Origin of the sequence: Yersinia intermedia (assembly GCF_900635455.1) — a bacterium.
In the GTDB taxonomy this organism is placed as follows: Bacteria; Pseudomonadota; Gammaproteobacteria; order Enterobacterales; family Enterobacteriaceae; genus Yersinia; species Yersinia intermedia.
This window is the reverse complement of record NZ_LR134116.1, coordinates 2,495,937-2,520,169: the sequence shown is the minus strand read 5'-3', so window position 1 is coordinate 2,520,169 and position 24,233 is coordinate 2,495,937. Positions and strand designations below refer to the sequence as shown.

The following is a 24,233-nucleotide window of genomic DNA, read 5'->3' as shown; positions in this document are numbered from 1 at the left end:
TGATAAATGACACTAACCACTATTATTTCTTTTAGTGATTTTTCATTGAGAATGATAATCATTTTGTGATATTTTGCGGTTTCTGCACTCATTGTTCTGAAGGAAATCAGTAATGAAAAGGAGTTTCATCCCACTACCATTTATCTGCTTTATGTTTTTACCGATTTCATTTACTGCATTAGCGGACTTTGGCTATCACGCTGAAATCCCAAAAGACAGTAAGGTTCCCACCGATTATCTTGAAAAACGTAAGGCGCTTGGATCCGCGGCGCCAAGTGCTGAGTCATGGCAAAAGCAATTGGATGAGGAAAAAGCGCGGATAGATGCCGAAGCGGCAAAGCGGGAAAACGAAAAACAGGCCAAATGTCAACAGCAGGAATATTACCCACCTCGGCGCACCGAAAATGATAAACGCCAATATGCTGTGCCTGATCCCTGTGCCGGCAGTATAGGCATCAATATCTATTGATATCCCAAGCCTCTCTGCGAGGCTTGCGTGTTATAATATCTACAGTCTACTTATGAATTCATCAAATAGAGTCCAGAACATGCTTTGTGCTATCTATAGAAGCCCTAAACGGGATCAAACCTACCTGTATATTGAAAAGAAAGATGATTTTTCGCGGATACCGGCTGAATTACTGATCAGTTTTGGCAAGCCACAGTTTGCTATGTTGCTGTCATTAAATGAACGCAAAACCTTGGCAACGGCGGATATCGAGAAGGTAAAGAGTGCACTCATTGAACAGGGCTTTTATCTGCAAGTCCCACCGCCACTTGAAAGTTTATTAAAAATGCATTTGGGCGAAACTAACGTATAGCGTTGATTGTTCATAAAAATTACCTGCCGTTATGGCATCCATCACAACACTAAGGTGGATGCCCATGTATCAAATCTGACCTAACTTTAAATTTCCAGCTTCCTCTCTGGTTGTTTTTTACACAGGAACGCGTCGATGAAATTGTCAATGATTGCGGTTGCTCTGCTAACGCTTATCTCGGTGGGATGTACCAATAAGAATGCTGCGGCCCCACTAACCAAACAAACGCCAGCAACAGCACCACAAACCATGCTGAATCCACCCGCTGCTAATAGCAGTACAAAAATGACATTATCCCAGCAAGGGCGCGATCCGGCGCAGTTTCCTGCTTATGTCGAACAGTTAAAGGCACAAGCTCGCGCCAAAGGGATCAGCGATGCTACGCTTGATAAAGCGTTTGCCAATATTCATTTTGTGGACCGGGTCATCCAATCAGATCGCAATCAGCTAGAAAAAAAAGTCACATTGGATGATTACCTGAACAAAGTTTTGACTGATGCAAAAGTCGCACAAGGTAAAGAGATATATCAGCGCTATCAGCCTCAGTTATCACAAGTTACTGCGCGTTATGGCGTGCCTGAGCGCTATATCGTGGCGCTTTGGGGCATGGAAAGTGGGTTTGGCAAGTTTCAAGGCAAAGAGGATGTCATCTCTGCCTTATCAACCATGGCATTTGAAGGGCGGCGAGAGGCGTTCTTCACCAAAGAGTTGATAGCTGCATTGCAAATCATTCAGCAAGGCAAGGTTGACGATCCAGAGTTGAAAGGATCATGGGCCGGAGCAATGGGGCAGAGCCAATTTATGCCTAGCTCTTTCCTGACCTATGGCGCTGACGGCGATGGCGATGGGAAAATTGATATTTGGAATAATATCGATGATGTATTTGCTTCTACTGCTAATTATCTGTCTACTGAAGGTTGGACGCCTGGTATTGATTGGGGCCAGGAAGCAACGTTGCCTGAAGGGTTTGACGTTAAGCTTGCGGGCTTAAAAGACAGTCAGGCCAAAAGCGTTACGCAATGGCAGCAACTCGGGGTAATTCCAGTACCCGGTGGCAACTTTGCCAACTCAGATCTACGGGCTTGGGTCATCATACCTGATGATGGACAAGGGCGGGCATTTCTGGTTTATGATAATTTCCGCACTATTATGCACTGGAACCGTTCTTACTATTTCGCCATCAGTATTGGTATGATGGCAGATAGAGTAAGTCAATAATGTCTGCGAACACATAATCATTGCGGATAGGTTGTGTAACTGTGGCGCAATGGTTAGCGGAATGCAAATTCAGGCAGGATGTCAATTCAGGAGAGCAGTATGTATCAACATAGAGACTGGCAAGGGGCTTTGCTGGATTTTCCAGTGAGTAAAGTGGTTTGCGTTGGCAGTAACTATGCCGAACATATTAAAGAGATGGGAAGCACCAAGTCAGTTGAACCGGTGCTGTTTATTAAACCTGAAACCGCGCTATGCGATATTCGCCAGCCCGTGTCGATCCCGAAAGAGTTCGGTGCAGTACACCATGAAGTAGAATTGGCCGTTTTGATCGGAACGCCGTTAAAACAAGCCAGTGAAGACCGTGTGGCGCGTGCAATAGCCGGTTATGGCATCGCATTGGATTTGACTCTGCGCGAGCTGCAATCTGACTTAAAAAAAGCGGGCCAGCCGTGGGAAAAATCTAAAGCATTTGATGGTTCTTGCCCGATTTCCGGCTTTATTCCGGTGGCTGAATTTGGTGATGCACAACAGGCTGACTTAGCGCTGATCATCAACGATGAGGTTCGCCAGCAAGGCAACACTCGCGATATGATCACACCCATCATTCCGCTAATCAGTTATATCAGTCGTTTCTTTACTTTGCGTGCTGGCGATATCATTCTGACGGGCACCCCACAAGGGGTCGGGCCGATGAAATCAGGCGATATGCTGAAAATTATGCTAAATGGTAAAACGTTGAACACCCGCATAATCTAAGCGGCTTTTTGCCGCTTAAGCCAATAGGCTGGGCGGCAAAACTTGCATCTGGCGGCCAAAGCGTCTATAACGACCCGCTCATTTATTCACACCGGATACCGATATGTCACAACTTCCTTTTTGGCAACAAAAAACACTCGCTGAAATGTCAGATAGTGAATGGGAATCACTGTGCGACGGATGCGGCCAATGTTGCTTGAATAAACTGATTGATGAGGACACGGATGAAATTTATTTCACCAATGTGGCCTGTGATCAGCTCAATCTCAAAACCTGCCAGTGCCGCAATTATGAGCGCCGCTTTGAATTAGAAGAAGATTGCATCAAGTTAACCAGAGAGAATCTGGTGACGTTTGAGTGGTTACCCCCTACGTGTGCTTATCGCATGGTGGGCGAGGGCCGTGGTCTGGCGAGTTGGCATCCCTTGTTAGCCGGTTCAAAATCCGCGATGCACGGTGAGCGGATCTCGGTACGTCATATTGCCGTACGTGAGAGCGAGGTTATCGATTGGCAAGACCATATTTTGAATAAACCGCAGTGGGCCAGATAACCATTGATATATAAGTAATTTATATCAGATGGCTATTGTTTGGGGCATGAGTGGGGTATTGTCATTAAAACCAGCGTTCAAAATAGCCATCTGATCAAGGTTATTCTCTGACATCCATTTCCCGTATACGTTGTAAATCATCTGTGCCGATGCGTGGCCCATTTGATTTGCTACAAAGTTTGGATTGGCACCCGCACTTAATGCCCAGCATGCAAATGTATGACGCGATTCGTATGCATCAGGTTCTAATTGCGAAGTGAAACTACTAGGTGCTGTTATTAACCAATGGGATGTCGCGTCAGGAGCTAAGGTTACGCAACTATAGCGTTTTTATTTGAATTATTAATAGGTAAGTGGTTGTCAAAACAGGTTTAGATGCTTTGATAACTTCTCTCTTCTGAACCCTATAACTCTTGCTTGAACAAATCTTCTATGGGATGATTTTAAGCTCTAAGATACAGAAACCTCAAAAAATTAGATAACTAAATGTTAACTTCAAAACTCTGCACAAAGGCTATCCTTCCACAGGTTTCCTTAGCCATGCTCGGACTAATAATCACTTTACGGGCATTTTTTCCTGGAATAGTCACTAGCGACGCTTTAGATCAATATCAGCAAGGGACAGTCTTTATTTTCAATGACTGGCATCCGCCACTCATGAGCTTTATCTGGGCAATTATAAATGACTGGATACCAGGCCCATTTGGAATGCTGTTGATTGAATGCCTTTTGTATTGGGGGGCTTTGTTACTTTTGTCATTGTCTATCCCACTAAGCCACAGAAAACTCTCGATAGCAGTTGTTGTTGTTGGTTTCATGCCGTTCACGATCGGTACACTTAGTCACATATGGAAAGATGTACTCCACGGTGTTATCTGGCTTTTCGCAGTTGGCGTTATTTGCGTAGGCAGTTACCTAGAGGAGGGAAGGCGAAAGAAATGGTTGCTTCTCGCTGGCTTTTTACTAGTCATGGGAAGCATGCTCCGCTTCAATGCAATATTTGGTCTATTACCATTGGTATGGTTACTTTTCAATAAAAGTAGACTGCACTCATGGAAAAAATTGATGGTTATTTGTATTCTATTCCCTGCATTTACAATTTTTGTAAATGCAGCATTTAATTACGGTTTTCTAAACGCCTCGAAGTCTCGCGTATATCAATCATTGATAATTTTTGATATTGGAGGAATTTCTCATTTTTCTGGAAAAGACTATTTTAAAGAAAATTGGGGTGGTGAAGAAAAAAATAAAGTAACTTCAATATGTTATGATTCTAGTGCTTGGGACGTCTACGCTTGGGGTGATTGTGGTTTTGTTCTAAAGCAAATACAAAATTCTGGCGCTTGGAGTGATGGCACTTTAATGGAAAAGTGGGTTACCAGTATATATCATGAGCCTAGTGCTTATCTAAAGCATCGCTATGAAAATTACGTGAAGTTGTTGTGGCATCCAAAAGCAGTGCTGGACAATCAGACGCTGGGAATTTCAGATGGTTCAAAATTTGAACAAACAGGGATGTTCAGAACTCTTGAAATTACAACCAGTCTTTTAAAAGACTCGTTCATATTTAAACCAGGTTTTTGGCTCATAGCTTCCTTTGCATTTTCATTTTATGGGTTATGTACGCGCAAGAGTTTTGCGAGAGATGTTTTTCTTGCTTTGAATACCTCAAGTTTCTTGTATCTTCTCGCGTATTTCTTTGTCGGTGTTGCTTCTGATTTTAGATATGCGTACTGGTCAATCTTGGCTACTTCGACAAGCGTTCCATTTATCTTACTGTCAATAAAAACAAAGAAATAATTTCAACGAGGTTGGTATGTATTATCGTGGTCAGCATGTGGTATTAATCGTTCCCTGTTATAACGAAGAAGCCGCGATTGAAGCAGTAGTTCGTGAATTTCGTGAAGCTATGCCAGAGATAGATGTTTTTGTTTTTGATAACAACTCTACAGATCAAACGATCCAAGTTGCACAGAATGCCGGGGCCAAGGTCGTTTCAGTCCCACTGTCAGGTAAAGGGAATGTGGTGCGCCGCATGTTTGCCGATGTCGATGCAGATGTTTACGTGATGGTCGATGGAGATGCAACTTATGATGCAAGTGCGGTTCGAAACCTTGTTGACAAACTACTGGACCACAATCTTGATATGGTGGTCGGCTGTAGAGAAACTAAACAAGAAATTGCAGGAGAGGCATATAGGCGTGGGCATCAGTGGGGAAACTATATACTGACTCAAAGTGTTGCTAAAATATTTGGTGGTAACTTCACTGATATGCTTTCCGGTTACCGTGCTTTCACGCGCCGATACGCAAAGTCATTCCCCGCTCTTTCCAACGGTTTTGAAATTGAAACTGAACTGACTGTACACGCATTAGAACTTCGCATGCCGTATGGTGAGGTAATGACTGCCTACGGAGCTCGTCCGGAAGGTTCTGTCAGCAAGTTGTCTACATACCGAGATGGGTGGAGAATATTAAAGACGATTGGACGACTATATATTAGCGAGCGACCTTTTGCTTTCTTTGGTATTTGTGGCTTAACTCTTGCGCTTATATCGATAGTGCTGGGATTCCCGCTGCTAACAGAATATTTGCGTGATGGACTTGTACCAAGACTGCCAACTGCCGTACTAGCGGCATCAATAATGATGTCTGCGGCATTATCATTCGTCTGTGGATTAATTCTGGACAATGTGACCAGAGGGCGACATGAAATGAAACGACTTGTCTATCTTGGAGTACCACGGCCAGATGTGGATTCAGAAAGATGATAAAAATTCTGAGAGAATTTTTCTTCTTCGGAATTAGTGGCATCATCGGGTTTTTGGTTGATACTGCGGTGCTTTACCTTTTACGTGGATACTGGGGACCGTTTATTGCGAGAGGGTTTTCATTTTTCGCCGCTGTGCTAGTGACGTGGGTATTCAATCGAGGTATTACTTTCAAAAAACAACGTTCTGGGATGAGTCTAAAAAACGAATTTCTGTCATATCTTGTCCTGATGTTGGGGGGTGGTATAGTTAATTATGGCCTTTACAGTTGGCTAATCACATCATATACGTTGGTTCTTGATAATCCGATTATCGGCATCGCGGCAGGAAGCATTGCTGGCATGATTATCAATTTAGCGACATCCAGATTCATACTGTTTCGTAAAGATAAACAGTCCTGAAGCATTAGGTAAAGTCTCTATCAGATGAATGATTGAGACTTTATGAGGCTGGTACGCTGAAATTACCCAACTGAATAACAAGAACCCCACACTTATGAGGGCACCATCGTATGTGGGGTTCGTCGGTTAACGGTAGTGCTTCTGTTAAATTGTTTACCAAAGGTACTGTTTTTTATCCACACTTGATTCACATGTGGTCGCTTTTCACTCATTTTTAACAGTCTTAGCTGTGGACAAAGCTTATATCCATGTTTGTTTTCTCTATCACGGCACTGGGAATATTATCAGTTCAAGTTTATGGCATGGACCGATTCTATGGGGATCATGGAGTGCAGTTCTTGTTCTATCAGCGCTAGTATTTGAAACATTTAGTGAGATAAAAGAAAACAAATCGCTTAATATCTTAGGAAATATTTCATACTCCATATATTCAACGTATGCAATGGTAATTGAAGTATTCCACAAGTATACAGATACATTTACGCTATTTAATGAGCAAAAAGGATTCTCAACCGTAATTTATTTGGTTTTGATTTCATTATTTGTAGCATATATTGCATTTAGATTTATCGAGCAACCATGCATACTCGTTGGACGGAAGTTAAATAACTTCATAGATAGTAAGTTTCCAAATTAAATTCTTGCTTCAAGTAACCAACCCCCCATCACATACACATGGTACCTTCATGAGGTGATCGTTCCTGATATTGGCTGGTAGCACCGGAGTGGTTAGTGGGCAAGGATGCCGGGGCATATGAGGGGCAAAAAATTACCGCAAAACAACTCAAAGCAACATGCGAAGTGAGTCAGTTTGCGGTAATGCATTGCTAAAACCTTAGATTCCACCTACTCCAACGTGTTACCTTAACCTGTGGTGGCTTATTTTGAATAAACCGCAGTGGGCCAGATAACCATTGATATATAAGTAATTTATATCGTAGTCTCTCAGGTAACTGATACCTATTCAGAAGCCAGATATGGCATACTAACGCCGAAATTTAACCAAGAAACTTAATAAAATGAAATATTCAACGTTAGCCGCGATTATCGTCGGCATATCCGCTACTGTAGGTAGCGTTTCGCACCAAGTCCAGGCCGCTGGGGCCACTCTGATTAATCTTGATTGTAAATTGAAAGAGGGAGCCAACTTGACCGCAGTGTTGGATGGCCCGAATCAACAATTGACCATTGATAAATCAGTGTTCCAGTTTGTAAAAGTTAATCCAGAAGGCCAGGGTGAGGCGTTAATATTCCAGAAAGCCAACAGCCAAGAGCAAGTTATCGCTTCTCTCAATATCTCTGCGATGCCGATTCGTTTGGCGGTGGTTGATGATGAGCAGGCTAACCAGTACATTTGTACCCACACTGAAGCTTAACTGGTTTATAATCGAATTAAAGTGAGGCTGCCTTCTGGTGGCCTTTTTTTTGTATGACCATTTATGGCTGTAAATTTGATTAAACCACCGGATGGATTAGTCCTGAGTTGATGTTGAAGTTACCCACGAAGTAGTAACGTGAGTCCTCCATCTGGAGAGTGAAATAGCTTGATTGATAACACCGCGATAGTTTCGGCTTCTGCAATTATTGAGAAGGGTGCGGTGATTGGTGCGAATGTGCAGATTGGTCACTTTTGTTACATTGGTTCTCAAGTCACTATTGGTTCCGGCACGGTGCTTAAATCGCATATTGTAATTAATGGTATTACCGAGCTTGGATGTGACAATAATATTGGACAATTTTCCTCTATTGGAGAGGTTAATCAGGATCTTAAATACCAGGGTGAGCCTACACAGGTTGTGATTGGCGATCGCAACGTGATTCAGCAAAATGTCACGATACATCGCGGTACGGTTCAAGGACATGGTATAACCCGCATCGGTAATGACAATAGACTGATGAATCATGTGCATATCGGGCATGACTGCATCATTGGTAACGACTGCTTATTGGCGTCGAATGTGGGATTAGCCGGCCACGTAGAGGTCGATAGTTTCGCCATTATCAGCGCGGCCAGTGCCGTGCATCAGTTTTGTGTTATTGGTACCCATGCATTGATTAGTGAAAGCGCCTGTGTGGTACAAGATGTGCCCCCTTATGTTATTGCTGCGGGTAATCGCGCAGTACCGATAGGTATCAGAGGGGCAGGAATGGGCGACGCTTGGCTGAACAGTGATGATTACCGAGCCGTTCAAAATGCCTATCAGCTTATTTATCATAACGGTGGGCTGGTGGGGGATGTCAGTCTGGAAATTGAGGTTTTGGCCAGAGAATGGCAAATACTCAAGTCCTATAAGCCTTTTTTCTCTCGCTCTGCGCGTGGGATTATCCGTTAATACAGTCTTACCTAAAAACAATGGCACCGAGCGGTGCCATTATCAGATAAAGATATGTATGAAAATTATCGACTGAACAGGTCACGTCTTTTCGGTTTAACGAATTGGCTGATCAGCACCAATACGCCAATCAATAAGTATGCAGCAAAGATACCCACCAACCATTGCGGCATTTCTAATGACATAAATGCCCATTGTTTTACCGAACAATCACCACTGGCAACAAAAATCGCCGGCAACCATTTGTCCAACGGTAACCATGATGGGAAGCTGACAAAGAAATCACAGGTCGTGAAAGGTGAAGGATGGAGTTGCAGCATAGTATGTACCCAAGCGAGCTGAACGCCGCGCCATGCGCTGTAAATCCAGATGAAAATTGCCAGGTAGCGCAGGGGTGATTTAGGTGCAATTGCACCCAATAACGACGCACCGAGAATACCGAACAACGCGGCACGTTCGTAAATACACATTACGCAAGGCTGTAACAACATCACGTGTTGAAAATAGAGTGCAACCAATTCTAGTGCAAGTGCAGTCAGGGCCATTAAAAGCCAAGCACCGCGCCCTTTAGAGCAGCGGTTAAGGAATTGCAACATATCTTTATTTTCCATGCAGTAAGCAATTGTACCGGCAGTGTAAACCAATTCATCTTTGCTGCCAGCCACCCAAAGGTAAAATTAGGCAAAAATCAGCTCTTTCTCGCGTGTAACATGCTATCACAAGCATGAATTTTACTTTAGGTGAGATATTTGGTTTGTTTTGCCAGCCCATTATTCCTTGAAGCTAATAACAGCCCTCGCGGCGACGAAAAGTGTAGGGCTGGCAGATACTGTAATGCAAGCGATCAATGAGTGATGCTAACCTCGGTTGCCAGATGAGGCAAACTTATCCAGCCACTTTGCATCATCCATTCGGTTATTGGCACTAATAAGTACTCTACACCTAACAGGCCGACGATGGTCATCACAATAGTATAGGGTAGTGCCATATACACCATACGCCCATAAGAAAGGCGAATTAAAGGGGCCAGCGCTGAAGTTAACAGGAACAGGAAAGCGGCTTGGCCATTCGGTGTGGCAACCGAGGGGAGGTTGGTCCCGGTATTGATGGCAACCGCCAATAACTCAAACTGCCCAAGCGAAATAATGCCGTGTTCAAAAGCTGTGCGCGCCTCATTGATATAAACCGTACCGACAAAGACATTGTCTGATACCGAAGACAGTAAGCCGTTAAACAGATAAAACAGTGATAACTGTGCTGATGGTGACGATTGTAGAACAAACTGAATAATCGGCGAGAAGAGGCTTTGCTCAATAATGACGGCCACCACGGCAAAAAATACCGTGAGTAGGGCAGTAAAAGGCAATGCTTCCTGAAACGCTTTACCCAGTGCATGTTCATTAGTGATACCGCAGAGGGAAGTGGCGAGAATAATCACTGACAAACCGACCAAGCCTACCTCAGCTAAATGCAGTGCCAAGGCGAGCACCAACCAGACACCAATCAGTGCCTGAATCAGTAGCTTCACCTTTTCTTGTTTGCTGCGTTTCGCACTGGCTTGTTGATCATAGTCAGTCAGAACCTGGCGAACGCGCTCAGGAAGCGCTGCACCATACCCAAATAGCTTGAATCGCTCGACCAACAGACAAACTAATAGCCCGCAAAACAGAACGGGTAGCGTCACGGGCAGCATGCGAATAAAGAAGTCGGCAAAGTTCCAACCGGCACTTTTAGCGATAATCAGGTTCTGCGGCTCGCCCACCATGGTCATCACGCCCCCCAGTGCAGTACCTACCCCGGCATGCATCATCAGGCAGCGCAAGAATGCGCGGAACTGTTCCAACGTTTTACGGTTTTCCTGATTATCGATCCAGCTGTCATCAGAAAGGTCTTTCTCGGTATGGTTTGATGCAACATGATGATAGATAGTATAAAAACCGACAGAGACACTGATAACCACGGCAATAACGGTTAAAGCATCAAGGAATGCCGAAAGGAATGCAGAAGCGACACAGAAGGCTAATGAAAGAATGATCTTGGAGTGAATCGTCAGCAGCAGTTTGGTAAAGACAAACAGCAATAATTGCTTCATGAAATAGATGCCTGCCACCATAAACACCAACAACAGCAAGACTTCCAGATTATTAGCAATTTCTTCTGCAACCTGATGCGGACTGGTCATACCGATGGCGACGGCTTGGATGGCCAATAAACCGCCGGGTTGCAGTGGGTAACATTTTAGCGCCATCGCCAATGTAAAGATAAATTCAACTACCAGCATCCAGCCAGCAACAAATGGGCTGACAAAAAAGAATACCAGTGGGTTAATAATGAGAAACCCGATAATTGCCAGCTTGTACCAATCAGGTGAATTACCCAGGAAATTCTTAAGTACAGCTTGTCTAATGGTCATATCCATTGTGAGTTATGGTCTCCTTAATAAAATTATAATGGCGCAATTACTGCCCAAAGTTACATTTTACTTTACGTTGTTGCTCTAAAAGCAACACGTATAATCTGTACATCATTGCATCTGCGCAATTTTTACAACTTTATGACTGCTTTCATCATTTGTTCGGCCCTGACGCTATATCACAATAGCGTCGTCTGGTATGATGAGCGTTCTAAATTGCTGATATGTATCGCTACGGAACGTCAAAAATATGGTTATAAAGGCGCAAAGTCCTGCCGGTTTCGCGGAAGAGTATATTATTGAAAGTATTTGGAATAATCGCTTCCCTCCAGGCACTATTTTGCCCGCGGAGCGTGAACTTTCAGAGCTGATTGGAGTGACCCGCACTACATTGCGTGAAGTGTTACAACGCTTAGCCCGCGATGGCTGGCTCACTATTCAGCATGGTAAACCGACGAAAGTAAACAATTTTTGGGAAACGTCTGGTCTTAATATTTTGGAAACACTGGCGCGGCTTGACCACGACAGCGTGCCGCAATTGATAGACAACTTACTGGCTGTTAGAACAAATATCGCTACCATCTTCGTTCGCACCGCAATCCGTAATCATCCCGAAAAGGCACAGGAAATCCTGGGGCAAGCCCAAACTGTTGATGATAACGCTGAGGCATTCACTGCACTGGATTACGGTATTTTCCGTGGTTTGGCTTTTGCTTCGGGTAACCCTATTTATGGGTTGATTCTGAATGGCATGAAAGGGCTTTATACCCGTGTAGGGCGTTACTACTTCTCTAATCCTGAAGCCCGTAAACTGGCACTGACCTTCTACAGCAAGTTGTCAGCGCTGTGTGATGAGAAAGCCCATGATCAGGTATTAGAGTGTCTTAGAGCATACGGTAAAGAAAGTGGTGCTATTTGGCACAGTATGCAGGGCACTATGCCAAGTGATTTGGCAGAAGCGCGCCGTTAGGTGAATACCGCGTAAAATAGCAACGTAAAAGGGGCATTAAATGCCCCTTTTTCATGGAAAGATGTGGCTAATAGTTGGCGCGGTTACCCACATCAGGCTGGCGCGGGCTAGAGTTTATTGGCTCTGGGCGGCACACTGTCGAGTAGCTCAATTGAACCGTCGTCATTCAGTTGCTCCATATGAATATCAAAACCCCATAACCGGTGAATATGTTTCATCACTTGCTGGCGGCTTTTGTCCAGTGGTGCCCGGTCATGAGGAATATAGCGTAGCGTTAGGGAGCGGTCTCCGCGTAGATCAACGTTCCATACCTGAATGTTTGGTTCGTGATTACTCAAATTATATTGAGCAGACAATTCATTACGTATAGCTCGATAACCTTCTTCATTATGAATGGCTGAAATCTCCAGATAGTTATGCTTATCATCATCCAGTACGGTGAATAGCCGGAAGTCACGCATCACTTTCGGTGATAAGAACTGGCTAATGAAGCTTTCATCCTTAAAGTCGCGCATGGCAAAATGCAGCGTATCCAACCAATCTTTACCGGCAATATCCGGGAACCAATAATAGTCCTCCTCAGTCGGTGACTGGCAAATGCGCTTGATATCTTGGAACATGGCAAAGCCAAGTGCATACGGGTTAATACCGTTGTAATAAGGGCTGTTATACGGCGGTTGATACACAACGTTGGTATGGCTGTGCAAGAACTCCATCATAAAGCGGTCAGTGACCTGACCTTCGTCGTACAGGTGGTTAAGAATAGTGTAATGCCAGAAGGTCGCCCAGCCTTCATTCATCACTTGTGTCTGTTTTTGTGGATAAAAATATTGGCTGACTTTGCGCACTATTCGCAGCACTTCTCGTTGCCATGATTCCAGCAGCGGGGCATTTTTCTCCATGAAATAGAGCAGGTTCTCCTGCGGCTCACTGGGATAGCGCTGAGCCTGGGCTTGGACTTCCCCCCGATCTTTGCGCGGCAGCGTTTTCCACAACGAGTTCACTTGGCTTTGCAGATACTCCTCGCGGCTTTTCTGCCGGGCGGTTTCCTCAACCAAAGAGATTTTTTGTGGGCGTTTATAGCGGTCCACCCCATAATTCATCAAGGCATGACAGGAATCGAGTAGCCGCTCAACCTCTTCTACGCCATAGCGTTCTTCACATTCACTGATGTAGTGACGCGCAAACAACAGATAATCCACTATGGAGCTGGCATCGGTCCATGCCCGGAATAAGTAATTATTCTTAAAGAAAGAATTATGACCGTAGCAGGCGTGAGCCATGACTAAGGCCTGCATGGTAATGGTATTTTCTTCCATTAAATAAGCAATACAAGGATTGGAGTTAATCACAATCTCGTATGCCAACCCTTGTTGGCCGTGCTTATATTTTTGCTCTGTTTCGATAAATTTCTTACCAAAAGACCAGTGGGTATAGTTGATAGGCATGCCGATACTTGAATAGGCATCCATCATTTGTTCTGAGGTAATAACCTCTATCTGGTGGGGGTAGGTATCTAGCCGGTAATGTTTTGCCACCCGATCTATTTGGTCCAGATAGACCTGTAACAATTCAAATGTCCAGTCCGGGCCGTCAGTCAGGCGCTTATCTTGCGCGGTTTGTTTCGGTGTTGAAGTTGTCATTAGCGCATCCTCACGGTTTTATAACCCTGCAAAATACTGGTCACTTCAATAATCCTAGCTCAATATAAACAAATTGAGGCATGGCAAGACCTTATGTCAATGAATATCCGTCATCTTTCAAGCTACAGGCGTGTTGATTACTCCCTCTTAGCTGCACCAGACCAATGAGTCTTGTCCTAATGGTTCCCTTGTGGGCTAGCATTCATGCTATTCAAATCAGCCCAACCGATTCGGTTCTTGGTTATCATCGGCCTGGTATCTGAACCCTAATGGTGTGCGCAGAAGGGATAATCTTAAATTGTTTTTTTTAAGATTATTATTCTGAGTTTATCGCCATTTTGCAGAATATAAACCCAACAAAATCACCTTGCACAACATGCTAATTATTCATGCTGTTAATCATGATATTTACGGCGGATTCTCGCCTTTCTAGCGCTTAATCGGCCAAAAATAGCATCTTATCGTTATTTCTCTAAAACGATTGAACTGAAAAGTAACTGTATTGTAAATTAATTGTGAACTAACTCACGATCTATAATTAATATGTTGGCTAGTTTTTTCTGCTGGGTTAATTTTCTGTCAACAGAACATTATGCTTTTGGTGTTATTTGGGGTGAGGATGATATGCGAATTGTCATTTTAGGAAGTGGTGTGGTTGGGGTCGCCAGTGCCTGGTACTTAGCCAAAGATGGTCATGAAGTTACGGTTATCGATCGCCAGGCGGGGCCAGCTCAGGAAACCAGTGCCGGTAATGCAGGCCAGATATCACCGGGATATGCAGCACCTTGGGCCGCGCCGGGTGTACCTATTAAGGCCATAAAATGGATGTTCCAGCGGCATGCGCCATTAGCTATCCACCTTGACGGCAGTAGCTTCCAGTTACGCTGGATGTGGCAGATGCTAAGAAACTGTGACACCTCCCATTACACCCTTAACAAAAGCCGTATGGTGCGCCTGGCAGAATATAGCCGCGACTGTTTAAAAGAGCTGCGTGAAGATACTGGTATTCAATACGAAGGCCGCCAGGGCGGAACACTGCAACTGTTCCGTACTGAACAGCAATTTGATAACGCTGCCAAGGACATTGAGGTGTTAGATGAGGCAGGTGTGCCATATTCACTGCTAACGGCTGATCAACTGGCAACAGTGGAACCGGCATTGGCAAAAGTCGCCCACAAACTGACTGGCGGTTTACGTTTACCCAATGACGAAACCGGTGACTGTAAGCTGTTTACCGAGCGCCTGGCCAAAATGGCCGAGCAGGCTGGGGTAAAGTTTGTATTCAATCGTTCGGTGGATAAACTGCTGGTGGACGGTGACCAAATCGCGGGTGTGTTATGCGGTGACGATATCATTAAAGCTGATGCCTATGTGGTGGCGTTTGGTGCTTACTCTACAGCACTGCTGGCTGGGCTGGTGTCGATTCCGGTGTATCCACTAAAAGGCTACTCACTGACTATTCCGATTACAGATCCAGACTCGGCACCTTTCTCCACGGTACTGGATGAAACCTACAAAATTGCCATTACACGCTTTGATGATCGGATTCGGGTTGGGGGAATGGCTGAAATCGTTGGATTTAATACGCAATTGGCACAAGCGCGTCGTGAGACGCTGGAAATGGTAGTGGGTGATTTGTACCCTCATGGGGGCAATATCAGTCAGGCTACGTTCTGGTCCGGGCTACGCCCGATGACTCCTGATGGTACGCCTATTGTCGGGCGAACCTCGCTGAAGAATCTTTATCTGAACACCGGTCATGGCACCTTGGGTTGGACCATGGCCTGTGGGTCGGGGCAATTATTGGCTGATATTATGTATGGGCGTCGCCCAGCTATTTTGGCGGATGATTTATCTGTCGCGCGTTATAGCGCTGGCTTTCGGCCACTGAATATTACGCCCTTACACGACATTCACCCTGTGCGCTAAAAATGCGCCGATTGGTCATTACAGCCCACCGCCGGGCTGTAAATAGTTGAATACCGTTCTGGAAGGAATAAGCATGTCTCGCCCGATATCCGCTACGCTGCATTTATCTGCCTTGAGTCATAACCTCAGTATTGTCCGCCGTCATGCGGGGGCCGCTAAAATCTGGTCAGTAGTTAAAGCCAACGCCTACGGCCATGGTTTGGCCCGAATTTGGCAAGCATTGGACGCAACCGATGGTTTTGCTTTATTGGATTTAAATGAAGCCATAATGTTGCGTGAACAAGGCTGGCAAGGGCCAATTTTGCTGCTTGAGGGGTTCTTTCGCACACAAGATTTAGCCCTGGTGGATCATTACCGGTTGACTACCGTGGTACACAGTGACTGGCAGCTTGACGCCATCAATGCGGCGCGTCTGACCGCACCGCCCAATATTTATTTAAAACTTAATAGCGGCATGAACCGCTTAGGTTTTCCCATCGGGCAGGCAGATGCTGTGTGGCAATGGGCCAACAGTATAAGCAACATTGGTGAGGTGACGTTAATGAGCCACTTTGCTAATGCAGATAATCATATGGGTGCCAGCGAGCAATTCACCCGTATTCAGCAGGCCAGTGGGCATATAGCGGCTGCGCGCTGCTTTGCCAACTCGGCAGCAATATTGCGTAATCCCGAAACCCACTACGATTGGGTGCGGCCAGGTATTATCCTCTATGGCGCATCACCCAGTGGTGATGTAAACGATATCGCTGGCATTGGATTGCGGCCGGTCATGGGGCTGCACAGCGAAATTATTGCCACGCAGATGCTCTCAGCAGGGCACAGTGTTGGCTATGGCAGCCGCTACAGTGCCACAGGCACACAGCGCATTGGCGTTGTTGCCTGCGGTTATGCCGATGGTTACCCACGGCTCGCCCCCAGCGGAACACCCATCAGGGTGGATGGCATACTGACCCATACTGTGGGATCGATTTCAATGGATATGCTAACTGTCGATTTAACACCCTGCCCGCAGGCGCAAGTGGGGAGTAAAGTTGAGATCTGGGGCGATAATCTGCCGATAGATGATGTGGCAGCGGCGGCAGGAACCGTGGGGTATGAGTTGATGTGTGCGCTGGCGAGTCGCGTTAGCGTCATCACCGAGCGCACTTAGGTTGTTTTTAGTTTATTTTCTGCAAATTACCGCGAACATGCCTACTGGCACGGCGCGCCTGCCATGCCAGCAGGCACCCTGCCAGCATCACGATGGCGAGTGACAACTTAGGCTCAATCGGTAAGGACATCGCCAGTAAGCCTAATCCAGCGCCCCCGGCCATCTGCACAAAACCCACTAACGCGGAAGCGACACCTGCTTCATTGGCATAGGGTTCCAGTGCGTAACTGGTAGCTGGCCCCATCATAAAGGCTAAACCGGCACAAGCACTGGCAACGGGTAACATGTACACCAGCCAATGCTGCTGTATTTCTGCTGATAACTGCGTCAGACCAAATAATAACCCCAGGCACCCCAACGCCATCAATACGCTGCCCATCATCAGGCAGGTCGGGCGGCCAATCTTTTGGATAATCCGGTTGGCAACAAAGCTGACTGCCATGATCCAAAAACCATTGGCCCCGAACGCCAACGAAAATTGTAATGGGCTGAGCCCTGCACCCACCATCAACACGTTAGGTGCCAGCGAAACATAGGTTAAGGCCATGCCCATAGCCCCCGCGTTCACCAGAGCGAAAATTAGAAAACGGTCATCACGTAAGATGCGCAGATAGTTTTTTATCGGCAAGCTCTTTACGGGTTGCGTATCCACCGGGCGTGTTTCTGGCAGGAAGAGAATTATCAGAATTAATACCAGCAAGCCATATAACGCCAGGAACCAGAATGGGGCGCGCCAGCCAAAGGCTTCTGCCAGCAAACCACCGAGCAATGGGGCCAACGCCGGTACGATATTTAACGTCCCGTTAAGAAAACCAAAGGCTCGAGCGGCCTCATTACCATTAAGGCGGTCACGCACGCCACTGAATGCCACCACCGCAGTACAGCAAACCGCAACACCTTGTAATAGGCGGGAGCTGACAAACATCAGCGGGCTGACTGCCAGTGCAGCCATGGCGGCACCCAGCATGTAAAGAATAATACCAATGATGGCAATTGGCTTACGCCCATACTTATCAACCAATGGCCCGGCAATAAGTTGACCAATACCCAGCACCAGAATAAACAAGGCAATAGTGGATTGAATCAGTGATTCGCTACTATTTAAGCCCTTGGCAATAGCGGGAATAGTGGGTAAGTAGAGATCGATGCCCAGTGGGCCGAGTAGAATCAGGCTTAACAGCAGAAAAAGAAATTTTTGCATAACAAAAAAACAACATCCAGATTACAAGGGTGACAAGGATAAAGATTTTATCGATGAATGAAAAGGTTGGACATAGCCAAACCTAACGGTAGTGACAACGTCACTTATTAGTGGTCTAAATCGATTAATAGGGTACTACAACTAATAATTTATCTCTTGTTATTCATTAGCTACTGGCCGTGCGTTGTTCCAACCACTGCTCGAGTTTACCGGCAGATAGGGCCTCGGAAAAAAGAAAACCCTGACCAATCTTATAACCTTGACGGCTCAATAACGTGCGTTGTGCCTCATTTTCTACTCCTTCGACAATCACGGAGAGTTGCAAACTCTCGCCAATACGGATGACCGCTTCACTTAACGTTCGGCTGGTTTCGTCATGTTCAAGGTCATGCACAAAACTTTTATCCAGTTTGATTTCATCAAGATCCAAACGGCGCAGATAACTTAGACTGGAATAGCCAGTACCAAAATCATCCATTGATAGGCGTACACCCAGGCGATGAATCTTTTCTATGATGGCAAAGATCGCCTGATTATTTGTAATTAAGATATCTTCAGTAATTTCCAGCGTGAGATCCTGCGGCGGCAAGTGATAATGCTGCAAGATATGCAAAATCATGTCTGGCAACCCCTGATTATTGAAATTGGTCGGTGACAAATTCACTGAAATTGAGGGAACATCAATACCGCGTAAACGCCAGTCAGCTAACTGGTGGCAAGCCGTTTCGATCGCCCACAGTGCCAGTTCGTTGATCAGGCCGCATTCTTCAGCGATAGGAATAAAACGCTGTGGGGGGATGTTCCCCAGTATGGGATGCATCCAGCGGCTGAGAGCCTCTACGCCATATATATTCCCATCTTTTAGCATCACTTGTGGTTGATAAAATAACTCAAGAGAACCGATATGAAATGCCTGACGCAGGGCATCTTCCATATCCTGACGCTGCTGATTGAGGGTATTCATCTCCGCACTGAAGAAATTAAAATGCCCACGCCCCATATCTTTGGCTTTATGCATGGCAATGTCAGCGTGGTTCATCAGCGCATCCATTTCTAAACCATTTTCAGGATACAAACTGATCCCAACACTGGCCGAAGGAATAATATTGACGCTGGCGATCTGGCAGGGTTGAGATAGCAGACTAAGCATTTTCTCAACCTTCACTGTAGCTTGCTGCATCGTACAGGGGGCTAAAATGATAATAAACTCATCGCCCGATAAGCGGCCGATAATGTCATCTTTTGACATTTCACTCCGCAGACGCTGGGCAATCAAGGCCAACAGCTCATCACCGGCGGCAAGACCGAGTGAATCATTAACTTGTTTAAAACGGTCCAGATTAATGACTAACACTGCCAGCGTGTAATTCGTTTCAGTGGCAAGGGCGAGGGCCTGTTTGGCATAAATCAGAAATTGAGTACGGTTAGGCAGACCGGTCAGGGAGTCATAAAAAGCCAAACGCTGAATTTGCTTGTGTGATTGTTCCCGCTCCATCGCCAACGAGCACAAGTTTGCGATCAATTTCACCAACTGAATGTGGAACTCACTGGGGCCGCGAACTTCTTTGTAGTAAAAAGCAAGTGTGCCCAGAACATTCCCCTGGCTCGACATAATCGGGCTGGACCAACAAGCTAGCCAACCATAAGGTAGAATCAGGTGCCGATAGCTCTCCCATAAGGGATTGGTGGCAATATCACGGACTTCGACCGGCTCTTTACGAAACGCGGCAGTACCGCATGAGCCAGATATCGGGCCAATAGGCACGCAGGCCAGCGCTGCGGTATAAATCAGGGGCAGGCTGGGTGCTGCGAGATGATTGAGGTGGTTTTGCCCGCTGACTTGCAAAATACTGGCGGTCACCTCTGGCGCAATCCGTTCAACTTCGTGGCACAGCAAAGACATCACCTCTTCCAGTGGGCGTTCTTTGACTAGCGCTTCCAGCACCTTATATTGCAACACTTCATACATTTTGGTCAGTGTGATATCAGTCAACACACCGATGCTATAGCTCGGTTTACCTTGCTCATCAACCAGCGAGTTGATGATGGCAGAACACCAATGCGGTTGCTGGTCTTTACTGTAGAACAACTCTTTGGGTAGCAATTGTTGGCGCGAATTTGGCGAAGTAGAATCCATTAACCTCAGTTGTTCCGGGTGTGCACTTTGGAGTAAATCGACCATGTTCTGGCCCAAAGCCTGTTCTGGGGTATAACCGAATAACTTGGTAAAGCCTTGATTAATATATACTGCTTGTTGCCCTTGCTCACTATTGGCAGCAATAAACATCGCGCTATCGCTGCGGTCAGTTAATTGCGTTAAAAGTTGTACCCACTCTTGAGTGGCTTTTTGTTGCTCAATTAAAAAAGTAATGTCCTTAGCGATTTTTACCATCCGGGTAACCGTACCATCCGGGCCAGGGACCGGTTGATAAATGGCGGCCAGCCAGACTGTTGATCCGTTTTTGTGCAATCGCTCAAAACGACCCTCAACAGATTTCCCTGCCAGTAAACATTTCTTCAGCGTTTGATATTCTTCACTATTGGCATATTGTTGATGGCAAAACATAAGATGATGTTGGCCAATGACTTCATCACGTTGATAGCCAAAATAATCAAGGTAGTTTTGATTAACCGCGATGATACGACTGTTAAGATCAAACTCAATAATGGCTAATGAGCTATCTAATGCGCTTAATAGCGCATAATTCTCATCGTACTCAGACTGTGTGGCACCCTGTAATGCTGCTGTTTTTCTGTGCTCCATAATAAATTCCTATGAAAAATAAGCGCTTGGCAGTCATGTCGCGTTAACAAATTATCACTGTGAACATTGAGATAGCATTATTCATAAATCAATAAAATAGGATAAATGACAAATATTCAAATATGAATTAACAGCTCCGATGTTAAAAAATATGGCAGTCTTATTTAACGGACGATATACCCATACGCAGCTCATTGGCGAGAGGCGCGAACTGGATACAGAACATAACAACACCCCCAATTTTGTTAATCAGCCAGTGCTAAATAGATAAAATAGCCAATAAGTAATATTAAGTTTAGTCGATATACAGATAACTAAATGTGGGACTGATTGCTGCCTCGTGACAGCAATCAATCTCTTTTTGACTAAGGTCTATTTTTAAACGGGGATACTTTGCTGGGCGGTAACCTGCCATTACCCGATAAGAACGGCGTCAGGTAATGGCAGACAGATGAAGGGGTATGAGTGGGCATCCATTGAAGCCAAACGACCGCTGTTAAAATCAGCGATAGCGCCGGTTATCTGCTGCCTCGATCATCTGGCGGTGCGTTTTAGCCAAAAGAGCGATAACCAGGCATCTACATAACTGAGCCGCTGGTAAAGCGGCAAGTTATATCGACTCAATGCTTGTGGCGGTGATGTGAATCCGGGTAGTGCGGGTGAGTGTGGGCTAGCGGCCGGTGTTGATGGTGATGCTTATGCACCACACCGTCTACAACAGGGAAATCATGTGTATGCTGATGATGCTCGTCATGGTGATGTTCATGTTCATGCATTAATTCGTCATGGATATGTTGATGGGCATGCTGTTCGGTGAGATGTAACGCGATCCCTACTGCCATCAGTAAACCCGCCACGATGAGTGGCATTGTGACAGTGTCACCCATAATGACGGCCAATACAGCCCCTAAAAATGGGGCAATAGAGAAATAAGCACCAGTGCGAGCAGTACCAAGATGGCGCAGGCCGATAACAAAGAGTGCCAAACTCACGCCGTAGGCAAAAAATCCCACCAGAAGAGCACCGGCCAGGTTGGTCAGTGGTGGCAATGTTGCGCCCAGTACAAAAGCCAGTCCGAGATTGACGATACCGGCAACCAGTCCTTTGACCGATGCAATCCAGGTGGCATCGGTCAATGAAACCTTACGGGTCAGATTGTTATCAATCCCCCATGCAAAGCAGGCCCCCAGAATTGCCAGTGTTGGCCACCATCCGGCAAAGCGCGCTTCACCCGGCCAACTTAAAATAGCCGCACCGGCAACAATCACTATCATGCCAAGGGCGATGCGGCGGTCAAAATTCTCTTTGAACGCGAACCAGGCCAGCAGGGCGGTAAATACGCCTTCGGCATTGAGCAGTAATGATGCGCCAGATGCAGGCATACCTGTTAGCCCTATCATCAGCAGAACCGGGGCGATAATCCCCCCAGCCGTAATAGCGCCGATAAACCACAGCCGTTCGTTGCGAGGCAGGCTCACCGCCTCTGCACGGCTGATCAGACGGTAGAGCGCCAGACCAGCGCCGGAGCCAAAATAGAGCAGACCCGCCAGTAGCCACGGACTGACCGTATTGAGTAACTGTTTTGCCAGCGGGGTGCCAGCGCCAAACAACACCGCAGCAGTCAATGCAGCTAATACACCGGGCTGTCGTAGTCCATCATGCCATTTCATCAATTCAACTCTGAAAATAAGACAGTAGTGGCAATTTTAACCCATGAAAAAGCCGGGAAACCATTCCTGTAATAGAAAAAGTTGACCGGCTAATTTTAATATTAATTATCAATGGTTTGTTTGTGGAACAACTCACGAAATACCGGGTAGATATCTTCAGGCTCCCGGATATGTTGCATCGCAAAATTGTCAAATTTTGCCTGTAAGTCTTCATATTCCCGCCACAGAGTCTGGTGTGCGCGGCGGGTTATCTCAATGTAGCTATAGTAACGCACCATGGGCAGGAGCTTTTGGGCCAGTAACTCATGACACAGTGGTGAATCATCGGCCCAGTTGTCGCCGTCTGAGGCTTGGGCAGCATAGATATTCCACTGTGTTGGGTTGTAACGTTCCTGAACCACTTCATCCATTAATTTCAAGGCACTGGAAACAATAGTCCCGCCAGTTTCCTGTGAATAGAAGAACTCTTGCTCATCAACTTCTTTAGCTTGAGTATGGTGACGGATATACACGACATCAACGTTTTTATAGGTGCGGCTCAGGAACAGATAAAGCAGGATGTAGAAGCGCTTTGCCATGTCCTTGGTGGCCTGATCCATCGAACCTGACACATCCATCAGGCAGAACATTACCGCCTGACTGGATGGCTCAGGACGCCGTTCATAGTTTTTATAACGTAAATCGAAGGTATCGATAAACGGTACCCGTGCGATTTTTTGCTTTAACTCAGCAATGGCATTACGGACACGTTCTTCTTCCAGCAATTGCGCTGGCTCTGTATTTTCCAGTACGTTCAGCGTTTCTTCCAACTCACGTAACTCACGGCGCTTACTGGCCGTCATAGCGGTACGACGGGCCAGAGAGTTTTGCAGTGATCGCACTACGCTGATATTGGCGGGCACGCCATTAGAGGTATAACCCGCACGATGGGTCTTGAATTCGGTCAACTGCTTATACTGATTTTTCTTCAGATTGGGCAGCGCAAGGTCTTCAAACAGTAAGTCCAGGTATTCATCTTTGGAAATCTGAAAGACAAATTCATCCTCACCTTCACCGTCTTGACCCGCATTACCCTGACCACTGCCGCCGCCTCCACCGCCACCTTGAGGGCGTTCCACCCGATCATTGGTGACAAAATGGTCATTGCCAGGATGCACCCGATGGCGTGACCCACCACGACCCTGATGGAACATCGGCTCATTGATATCATCAATAGGTATCGAGACTGACTCGCCGCTCTCAATATCAGTAACTGACCTTTTATTGATGGCATCGGCAATCGACTGTTTAATTTGCGACTTATAGCGGCGCAAAAAGCGTTGGCGGTTGACCATGCTCTTATTTTTGCCGTTAAGTCGTCTGTCAATAAAGTAGCCCATATATCCCCCAAACGACTTTGTCACTGTCCCTGCATCTTTCACGCTGTAGCTGCGTTGGCTGCCATCACTCACCCCAGTCACTTAGTAGACTAAGCTCCTGGGGCTTCGTTCAGTTGCCGCCTGATTACAACGCGAAATCTATTGGGACTATCCCTGCATCTTTCACGCTGTAGCTGTGTTGGCTTTACCCTTCACACTTGACGTCGCAGGGGTGTTAGCTGCACCCGTTACTCGGCCCATCCTTGGGCCTCACCTCTGCGAGGCC

The 24,233-nt window shown here is 46.0% G+C and carries 20 protein-coding genes and 1 pseudogene; 13 read left to right on the top strand and 8 right to left on the bottom strand.

Annotated features, from left to right (window positions below):
* Nucleotides 1–112: 112 nt before the first annotated feature.
* The 5 genes from EL015_RS11515 (at nt 113) to EL015_RS11495 (ending at nt 3,345) form a co-directional block, all read left to right on the top strand.
* Nucleotides 113–469: a hypothetical protein gene (locus tag EL015_RS11515; protein ID WP_032907583.1), complete on the top strand. Its 357-nt coding sequence runs from the start codon at nt 113–115 to the stop codon at nt 467–469.
* 79 nt (nt 470–548) lie between these two features.
* Nucleotides 549–821 (top strand): YcgL domain-containing protein, encoded by a 273-nt coding sequence (locus tag EL015_RS11510; RefSeq protein WP_005190934.1) that lies wholly within the window; start codon nt 549–551, stop codon nt 819–821.
* Nucleotides 822–956: 135 nt separating this feature from the next.
* The gene (locus tag EL015_RS11505; RefSeq protein ID WP_005190937.1) at nt 957–2,039 is read left to right on the top strand and encodes a lytic murein transglycosylase; all 1,083 of its coding nucleotides are present in this window, start codon (nt 957–959) and stop codon (nt 2,037–2,039) included.
* A 99-nt stretch (nt 2,040–2,138) separates the two neighbouring features.
* The gene (locus EL015_RS11500; protein WP_005190938.1) at nt 2,139–2,795 is read left to right on the top strand and encodes a fumarylacetoacetate hydrolase family protein; all 657 of its coding nucleotides are present in this window, start codon (nt 2,139–2,141) and stop codon (nt 2,793–2,795) included.
* Nucleotides 2,796–2,898: 103 nt separating this feature from the next.
* Nucleotides 2,899–3,345 (top strand): YcgN family cysteine cluster protein, encoded by a 447-nt coding sequence (locus EL015_RS11495; protein ID WP_005190942.1) that lies wholly within the window; start codon nt 2,899–2,901, stop codon nt 3,343–3,345.
* A 24-nt stretch (nt 3,346–3,369) separates the two neighbouring features.
* Here EL015_RS11495 and EL015_RS21935 read toward each other — a convergent pair.
* Nucleotides 3,370–3,582: pseudogene (locus tag EL015_RS21935) on the bottom strand (site-specific integrase); the annotation flags it as partial.
* 249 nt (nt 3,583–3,831) lie between these two features.
* Between EL015_RS21935 and EL015_RS11485 the strand changes: the two are divergent.
* From EL015_RS11485 to lpxA, 5 genes are all read left to right on the top strand, one after another.
* The gene (locus EL015_RS11485; RefSeq protein WP_005190952.1) at nt 3,832–5,145 is read left to right on the top strand and encodes a hypothetical protein; all 1,314 of its coding nucleotides are present in this window, start codon (nt 3,832–3,834) and stop codon (nt 5,143–5,145) included.
* A 16-nt stretch (nt 5,146–5,161) separates the two neighbouring features.
* A complete protein-coding gene (locus EL015_RS11480) occupies nt 5,162–6,115 on the top strand; it encodes a glycosyltransferase (protein ID WP_005190954.1) in 954 nt (317 codons plus the stop codon).
* Complete coding sequence (locus EL015_RS11475) at nt 6,112–6,516, top strand: GtrA family protein (RefSeq protein ID WP_032907585.1); 405 nt, start codon at nt 6,112–6,114, stop codon at nt 6,514–6,516. The genes EL015_RS11480 and EL015_RS11475 overlap by 4 nt, the downstream gene beginning before the upstream one ends.
* 1,019 nt (nt 6,517–7,535) lie before the next feature.
* Nucleotides 7,536–7,892, top strand: a complete 357-nt coding sequence (locus EL015_RS11470) for a hypothetical protein (protein ID WP_032907586.1) — start codon at nt 7,536–7,538, stop codon at nt 7,890–7,892.
* 168 nt (nt 7,893–8,060) lie between these two features.
* Nucleotides 8,061–8,849: an acyl-ACP--UDP-N-acetylglucosamine O-acyltransferase gene (gene lpxA, locus EL015_RS11465; RefSeq protein WP_005190975.1), complete on the top strand. Its 789-nt coding sequence runs from the start codon at nt 8,061–8,063 to the stop codon at nt 8,847–8,849.
* A 65-nt stretch (nt 8,850–8,914) separates the two neighbouring features.
* Here the strand turns inward: lpxA and dsbB are convergent, their stop codons facing one another.
* Together dsbB and nhaB are read right to left on the bottom strand one after the other, a co-directional pair.
* The gene (dsbB, locus tag EL015_RS11460) at nt 8,915–9,445 is read right to left on the bottom strand and encodes a disulfide bond formation protein DsbB (protein WP_032907594.1); all 531 of its coding nucleotides are present in this window, start codon (nt 9,443–9,445) and stop codon (nt 8,915–8,917) included.
* 248 nt (nt 9,446–9,693) lie between these two features.
* Entirely contained in the window at nt 9,694–11,268 is a 1,575-nt protein-coding gene (gene nhaB, locus EL015_RS11455) for a sodium/proton antiporter NhaB (RefSeq protein ID WP_005190981.1), read from the bottom strand.
* Between the two features lie 244 nt (nt 11,269–11,512).
* Here nhaB and fadR point away from each other — a divergent pair, with 244 nt between their 5' ends.
* Nucleotides 11,513–12,232, top strand: a complete 720-nt coding sequence (fadR, locus tag EL015_RS11450) for a fatty acid metabolism transcriptional regulator FadR (protein WP_005190983.1) — start codon at nt 11,513–11,515, stop codon at nt 12,230–12,232.
* A 107-nt stretch (nt 12,233–12,339) separates the two neighbouring features.
* Here fadR and EL015_RS11445 read toward each other — a convergent pair whose 3' ends face one another.
* Nucleotides 12,340–13,875, bottom strand: a complete 1,536-nt coding sequence (locus EL015_RS11445) for a SpoVR family protein (protein WP_005190985.1) — start codon at nt 13,873–13,875, stop codon at nt 12,340–12,342.
* Between the two features lie 624 nt (nt 13,876–14,499).
* Between EL015_RS11445 and EL015_RS11440 the strand changes: the two genes are divergently transcribed.
* Both EL015_RS11440 and dadX read left to right on the top strand, forming a co-directional pair.
* The gene (locus EL015_RS11440; RefSeq protein ID WP_032907595.1) at nt 14,500–15,804 is read left to right on the top strand and encodes a D-amino acid dehydrogenase; all 1,305 of its coding nucleotides are present in this window, start codon (nt 14,500–14,502) and stop codon (nt 15,802–15,804) included.
* Between the two features lie 73 nt (nt 15,805–15,877).
* A complete protein-coding gene (gene dadX, locus EL015_RS11435; RefSeq protein WP_005190989.1) occupies nt 15,878–16,954 on the top strand; it encodes a catabolic alanine racemase DadX in 1,077 nt (358 codons plus the stop codon).
* 7 nt (nt 16,955–16,961) lie between these two features.
* On the opposite strand, the gene EL015_RS11430 is transcribed toward dadX, so the two are convergent.
* The 4 genes from EL015_RS11430 to EL015_RS11415 form a co-directional block, all read right to left on the bottom strand.
* Nucleotides 16,962–18,155: a multidrug effflux MFS transporter gene (locus EL015_RS11430; protein WP_005190993.1), complete on the bottom strand. Its 1,194-nt coding sequence runs from the start codon at nt 18,153–18,155 to the stop codon at nt 16,962–16,964.
* A gap of 166 nt (nt 18,156–18,321) precedes the next feature.
* Nucleotides 18,322–20,919: a bifunctional diguanylate cyclase/phosphodiesterase gene (locus EL015_RS11425; protein ID WP_005190996.1), complete on the bottom strand. Its 2,598-nt coding sequence runs from the start codon at nt 20,917–20,919 to the stop codon at nt 18,322–18,324.
* Nucleotides 20,920–21,539: 620 nt separating this feature from the next.
* Nucleotides 21,540–22,589: a DMT family transporter gene (locus tag EL015_RS11420; RefSeq protein WP_005191010.1), complete on the bottom strand. Its 1,050-nt coding sequence runs from the start codon at nt 22,587–22,589 to the stop codon at nt 21,540–21,542.
* 101 nt (nt 22,590–22,690) lie between these two features.
* Entirely contained in the window at nt 22,691–23,968 is a 1,278-nt protein-coding gene (locus EL015_RS11415; protein WP_032907596.1) for a YeaH/YhbH family protein, read from the bottom strand.
* Nucleotides 23,969–24,233: the final 265 nt, after the last annotated feature.